Below are 6670 nucleotides of genomic sequence, written 5' to 3'. Positions count from 1 at the left end.
TCCCAACGAAGTTGGGAGGGGGTCGGGGGGAGGGCAGCGCCACTTTTTCGGCGGGCCAGCTTGCGCGACAAGCGCCTGAGAGCCAGCGCATCGCAAGCGGCATTGGAAAGTACCCGTACAAAGCCAAATTGAGAATTGCTGCGGGTCTCGACGTCCGGTGTGCTACCCGCATGGTATAATTCAAGCAGAGCCGATGTCGGAATGCGAGGCATCGGCTTTTGTGTGTCTCATGGTCTACATACTGATTCTGCTTGCCTTCGTGCTGATCGCCGCCGCGCCGCTGGCTTACCCGGGGCCGCTGCAAACGCACGCCGGGTTCGGGCCGTTGTACGAGCTGATGGGGCACAGGGTTTCGACGGCGCTTGCATCGGTCGGGACTGACGCCTTGCCGCTGACTGTGGCGCGTATTGCGACCACGGCGGGCGCGACGCCGCTCGATGCGTGGAAGTTGTCGCTTGTGCTGGCGTTCGCGCTCGGCGCGGCGGGCGCGTTCCTGCTGGGGCGAGCATGGCGCGGTCATGCGGTCGGGCTAGTCACCGCTGCGCTCTACACCTTCCTGCCGTACCGGCTGATGACGGCGTATGTTCGCGGCGACGCGGGTGAATCGCTATTTTGGGGCATCCTGCCGTGGCTCGTATTTGCGCCCCTGGCGTGGCGGAAGAACCGCACCCGGTCCATCGACGCGGCGGTGGTCGCCGCCTTCGCCGTGCCGCTGCTGTGGCGCGCGTGCGTATCTTACGCGCCCGACTACGAACGGGTCACGGCCTATGCGTTTCAACTATTCTCGGCGCAGTGGGGCTACGGCAATCATGGCGACTGGTTGGACGCGGTGCCGCTGCAACTCGGACTCGCGCCAGTGGGTCTGAGCATCGCGGCATTGGCGCTGCGCCGTACGCGAGGCGCAGTCGTGCTGGCGGCGATCGCGGCAGCGTGTGCGCTGTTGAGCATCGCGCCGTTCTCGGCGTGGTGGCCGTGGTGGGTATTCGTAAACACGCCGTGGCAACTGATCGGGGCGGCGGGGCTGTGCCTGTCGCTCGTCGGTGGCTCCGTGCTGGCGCGTGCCGACGGCGACCTTGACGTACCGCTGCTGGCGGCCACGCTCGGCCTGGCCGTGCTGGCGTCGTATCCCTATCTGAGCGCGCGCGGCATCGACTATACGCCGGTGGCCGTTCCATACGTGACGTTCGGCCCTTCATCCCTTGTCGATCGCGTCGACCTGGTCGATGGGCAACTCAAGGGTCCGATGCAGCCCGGCACGACGCTGACGGTGACCCTGCTCTGGCAGCCACGCACCCCGTTCACGACCGACTACCAGGTGTTTGTGCATGTTGTGGATACGCAGGGCAGGCTGTGGGCCCAGCGCGACCGGCCACCGATGGACGGAACGCGCCCGACGACGACGTGGCAGATGGGCGAACTGTTGCGCGACCCGTACGTACTCACCATCCCGCCGGACGCGCCACCCAATCTGCTTGTGCAGGCCGGCTTATACCGGCTCGATACGGGCATGCGTCTGCGCACTCGGACCGGCGGCGACTTTGTCTACGTTAGTATGAGCCGGCTATTGGGACAATGAAAACGCGCGCGATCTCGCTCCTGAGTCGGGTGCCGGGCAGCAAGCAGTTCTGGTTGCTCACGCTCCTGTCGGTCTTCGCGCTGGGGCCGCTGGCCGCGCCGGGCTACTTCTGGGGCGCGCACGACGCGCGGCACTCAGTCTATTTCCTGTTCGAGTTCAACCGCGCGATCGCCGACCAGTGGTGGCCGCGCTGGATGCCCGACTTCACCTTCGGCTACGGCTACCCGTTCTTCAACATCAACAGCCCGTTGGCATATTTCGCCGGTGTCGGCTTCCTGCGCCTCGGGCTCGACTATGTGGACGCGACGAAGCTCGTCTTCGCGCTGGCGATCATGCTGTCGGGCTGGGCGATGTTTGGGTTCGTGCGCAGCCGCCTGAACGCCAACGCCGCGCTCGTCGCCGGGCTCGTCTACGTGTACGCGCCGTATCACTTGGTCGACGTGTACGTGCGGGCTGCGCTGGCCGAGACGGTCGCGCTGGTCTTCCTGCCGCTCTGCCTGTGGGCGTTCGCCGAGGCGATCGAGCGGCCGCGCGGCGCGGCGGTCTTCGGGGCGGCGCTGGCGTACGGCGGCCTGATGCTGGCGCACAGCGGCGTCGCGCTGCTGTTCTCGCTGCTGCTCGCGCCGTACATGGCGGTACTGGCGCTGGCGCGCATGCACCGCGACCAGCCGCTGAACCGACTGACGCGCTATTCGCTGATCCCGCTCGGCGCGCACCTGATCCACCGCAGCGTCGCGCCGCTGCTGGCGCTCGTGCTCGGCATCGCGACCAGCGCGATCTTCATGCTGCCGTCGCTGCTCGAACTGAACTTCGTGCGGGTCGACCAGTACACGACCGGCACGCGCGAGCGGCTGAACTACTACGATTTCCACAACCATTTCGTGTACTTCTTTCAGCTATTCTCGCCGCGCTGGGGCTTCGGGCTGAGCGTGCCGGGCCCGGACGACACGATGTCGTTCCAGCTTGGTGCGGCGGCGACCGTGCTGGCGCTCGTTTCGCTGATCGTCGTCGTGCGAAAGGGTACGCCGTGGCGCCCGGCGCTGATCTTCTTCCAAGTATCGACGGTTGTACTGGTGCTGATGACCCTGCCGCTGTCGGTGACGGTCTGGGACCGGCTGCCGCTGGTGGCGTGGGCGCAGTTCCCATGGCGTTTCCTCGCGCTGGCCGCGCTGACGATGGCGCCGCTGGCCGGCGCGGCGCTGGCGTTCGACCGCAGCCGCGTGCCCGGCCTGCCCGTGCTGGCGCTGGCTGCGCTGGTGCTGCTGAGCAGTTACCCGTACGTCACTGCCGAGATCGTGGACCCGGAGGAAGGGCCGGTCTCGTTCGCGGGGCTGATGACGTTCCAGCGCAACGCCGGCGAACTGACCGGCTCGACGGCGTGGGTGGAGACGATCCCGACGTGGGGTCCGCTGGGCGACGTCTACCTGACGAACGACGCGCCGACGACGCAGGTGGACTACGGCGCGCTGCCGCCCGAGGTCGTGGTGGACTCGCGCGCGCACGACTCGGTCAGCGACCTGCTCTGGTTCCGCGCCGACAAAGACTCCGTGGTGCCGTTCACGCGCTTCATGTACCCCGGCTGGCACGCCTACCTGCTCGACGCGCCCGGTGGCGCGCCGGTGCGCCGCCTGCCGGTCGAGCCGCGCGGCAAGCTCGGGCTGATCAATGTGCCGGTGCCGGCCGGCGAGCATTTCCTGCTGCTGCGCTTTGAGGACACACTGGCCCGCACGCTCGGCGCGTGGCTGTCGGTCATCAGCCTGACGGGTATGGGCGCGTGGGCGTTGTGGCGCGCGGCGGTCGCGCTCAAGGGGCGTTCGCATGCGCAAGCCTGACGCGCCGGTCGTGCTGATGCTGGCGCTGGCGGCGTTCGCGTGGCTGCCGCTGGCGACGCCCGGCTATTTCATGCGCGCGCACGATGCGCCGCACTCGCTCTTCTTCCTGCAGGCGTTCGATGCGGTGATCCGCGACGGGCACTGGTGGCCGGCGTGGGGACCGCACTTCGCATTTGGCTACGGCTACCCACTCTGGATCTTCTACGCGCCGCTGACCTACTTTCTCGGCGAGGCGTTTCATCTGCTCGGCGCGAGCCTCACAACCGCGATGAAGCTGGTGGACCTCGTGGCGACGCTCGGCGCGACGCTGGCGATGTATGGCTGGGCGCGACGGCACTTCGGCGGATGGGGCGCGGCGTTTGCTGCGCTCGTCTACACATACGCGCCGTATCACCTGCTCGATCTGTATGTGCGCTCCGCGGCGGCCGAGTACCTGACGTTCGTCTTCTTCCCGCTCGCGCTCTGGCGCTGGGAGGCGCTCGTGGAAGCGCCGGGCCGCCGAAACGCCATCCTCGCAGCGCTCGTGACCGCCGGGCTGATCCTGACGCATCACGGGGCGGCGTTCATCTTCGCGATGCTGCTGGCCTCGTATATCGTGTTCGCGCTCGTCGTGCGCCTGCGGGCCGGTGGCGTTCGCTGGCTGTCGCTGATCGGGCACGGCGCGGCGGCGGCCGTGCTGACGCTCGGCCTCTCGGCGATCTTCTGGCTGCCGATGCTGCTGGAACAGCGCTATATCGTCGTCGAGCAGTGGACGAGCGTAGCGTACAACTACCAGAAGCACTTCGTCTACCTCAACCAGTTTTTCTCGCCGTTCTGGGGCTACGGCTATAGCGGCGAGGGGCTGGCCGACGACATGGCGTTCCAACTCGGCCTGCTGCCGGTGTGCGCGGCGATTGTCGCGCTGGTGCTGCCGGGCCGGCAGCGAGCGCGCACTGGCTTCTTCCTGGCGGCGAGCGCGCTCGTAGTCATCGCGATGTCGCCGGTCTCGGCTGGCTTCTGGTTCGCCGTGCCGATCGCGTCGCTGGTGCAGTTCCCGTGGCGGCTGCTGGCGCTGAGCGCGATCACGCTGGCCTGGCTGGCCGGTGCGGCGCTGGACGGCTTCATGGCGGCGGACGGCCGCGACGGCATGCACGCCGCACTGCTGATGATCGTGATCGCGCTGGCGAGCGCGGCGTATACCCTGCCGCAGTACACGGCGCGCTCGCTCGACGGTGAAAGCGCGCGCGCCTCGGTGGATTTCGAACTGGTCAGCTACCGCGACCGCACCGGCTACATGACGTGGGCGAGCGAGCAGCCGCAGCGCTCGCCGCTGGTCGAGGAGTACCAGTCGGGCGCGCCGTTGACGCGCGCGGTCGTCGTCAGCGGCGACGCGCAGATCGAGCCGCTGTACTATGGCGGCGAGGTGCACCGCCTGCGCGTGCGCGCTGCCGGTGAGGCTGTGATTCAGTTTCGGGTGTATTATTTTCCCGGATGGCGCGCGTATGTCGATGGGCAGCCGGCGGCGCTCTGGCCGGCCGGGCCGCAGGCGCTGAACACGCTGGCGGCGCCGCCCGGCGATCACACGGTCGAACTGCGCTTTGAGCACACGTTGGTGCGCGCCGTGGCGAAAGGAACGACGGTTGTGAGCCTGCTGGGCATGCTGGCGTGGATCGGCTTCGGTTGGTGGCGCAAGGCGCGGCGCGGCGCGCTGCCCGCCGCGCTGCTGGTGCTGATCGCCATGCTCGCGGCCTGCGGTTCCGATCCGACGCCCACGGCGACCGTGGCCGTCACGAGCGCGCCGCCGGCGACCGCCACCGACGCGCCCGCGCCGCCCACACCGACCGCGACCAGCACGCCGGCGCCGACCGCGACCGCCACCGCGACCGCCCGCCCCGCGACGACACAGTACACCGTCCAGCCGAACGATACGCTCGGCGCGATTGCCCTCAAGTTCGGCACGACGGCTGAGGCGATCATGCAGGCGAACGGCATCACCGATCCGCGCTTCGTGCGCGTCGGGCAGGTCTTGACGATCCCGCTGCCGACGCCGACGCCGACCGCCACATTACCGCCGACGCTTGACCCGCGCCTGCCGAGCCCGACGCCGGGGCCGACGCCGATCATCTACGTCGTCAAGCCGGGCGACGTGTTGAGCGCGATCGCCGTCAAGTACGGCATCCCGGTCGACGAGATCATGCGCGCCAACGGCATGAGCGACACGCTATTGCGCGTCGGCCAGCAGTTGATCATCCCCGGGCCGACGCCGACACCGACCATCACGCAGACGCCGCTGCCAACCGCGACGCCGACGGCGGGACTGCCGTTTGCCGCGCCCGTGCTGTTGTACCCCGCCAACAGTGCGGTGCTGACGAGCACCGAGGCGATTGTGATGAACTGGACGGCGGTCGGCGTGCTGGCCGATGACCAGTATTACGTCCTGCGGGTGCGCTCCAGCGACGGTGCGCGCAGCGAAAACGTCTGGCTCAAAGCGCCATCGTACCGCCTGTCGCCCGCGTGGAAAGGCTCGCAGGTCGAGTGGGACGTGACGATCCTCCAGCAGACACGCGTGAACCCCAATGGTTCACGCGAGGGCCGCATCGCCAGCCCGATGAGCGCGACGCGGACGTTTACGTGGAAATGAACCATCCGCGAATAACGCGAATCTTCACGACTACAACGCGCTGTTTCTATTCGCGTTCATTCGCGTTATTCGCGGATAAGAAGGTTTTTCATGACATCGCAGCGTATTGGTCCTGTGTTGATTCTGGTCGTCGCCGTGCTGGGCGTCGTGTGGATTGCCGTGTCGCGCGTGCCGGATGCGGGCGCGGCGGCGGGGAACGACCCGCGCGAGTCGCCGCGCGCCGGGTTCCTCGCGCCGCGCCTGCACACGACGCTGTTGAGCGGCGAGGTGTTCGACCTGCAGGCGCTGCGCGGGCAGGTGGTGGTGCTGAACTTCTGGGCGACCTGGTGCGCGCCGTGCCGCGCCGAAATGCCGGCGATGCAGAGTGTGTATGAACGCCGCAAGGGTGACGGGTTGGCGCTGGTCGGCGTCAATCAGATGGAAGACCCGGGCACGATCGCGCCGTTCCTGGCGCAGTATCAACTGACGTTCCCCGTCGCACTCGACCCGACCGGCGACTGGAGCCAGCGCTACCGCGTGCTCGGCCTGCCGACGACCTATTTCATCAACCGGCAGGGCGTCATCCGCGACGTCGTCTTCGGCGGGCCGATGGACCCGGCCCTGCTGGCTAGCAAGATCGACGCGCTGCTGCGGGAGTAACGC

4 protein-coding genes are annotated in these 6670 nt (G+C 68.0%); all 4 read left to right on the top strand.

Annotation, left to right across the window (positions count from 1 at the left end; translation table 11 throughout):
- Positions 1-229 precede the first annotated feature (229 nt).
- The 4 genes from HZB53_16715 to HZB53_16700 all read left to right on the top strand — a co-directional run bounded on the left by HZB53_16715 (position 230) and on the right by HZB53_16700 (position 6667).
- Positions 230-1576 (top strand): hypothetical protein, encoded by a 1347-nt coding sequence (locus HZB53_16715; GenBank protein ID MBI5879291.1) that lies wholly within the window; start codon positions 230-232, stop codon positions 1574-1576.
- Positions 1573-3408: a glycosyltransferase family 39 protein gene (locus tag HZB53_16710; GenBank protein ID MBI5879290.1), complete on the top strand. Its 1836-nt coding sequence runs from the start codon at positions 1573-1575 to the stop codon at positions 3406-3408. The genes HZB53_16715 and HZB53_16710 overlap by 4 nt, the downstream gene beginning before the upstream one ends.
- Positions 3395-6028 (top strand): LysM peptidoglycan-binding domain-containing protein, encoded by a 2634-nt coding sequence (locus HZB53_16705; GenBank protein ID MBI5879289.1) that lies wholly within the window; start codon positions 3395-3397, stop codon positions 6026-6028. Before HZB53_16710 ends, HZB53_16705 begins: the two co-directional genes overlap by 14 nt.
- 90 nt (positions 6029-6118) lie before the next feature.
- Positions 6119-6667, top strand: coding sequence for a TlpA family protein disulfide reductase (locus HZB53_16700; GenBank protein ID MBI5879288.1), 549 nt, complete (start codon positions 6119-6121; stop codon positions 6665-6667).
- The last annotated feature ends 3 nt before the right edge of the window (positions 6668-6670 follow it).

The organism is Chloroflexota bacterium (assembly GCA_016235055.1).
Classification (GTDB): Bacteria; Chloroflexota; Anaerolineae; order JACRMK01; family JACRMK01; genus JACRMK01.
This window is presented reverse-complemented; position numbering and strand designations above follow the sequence as displayed.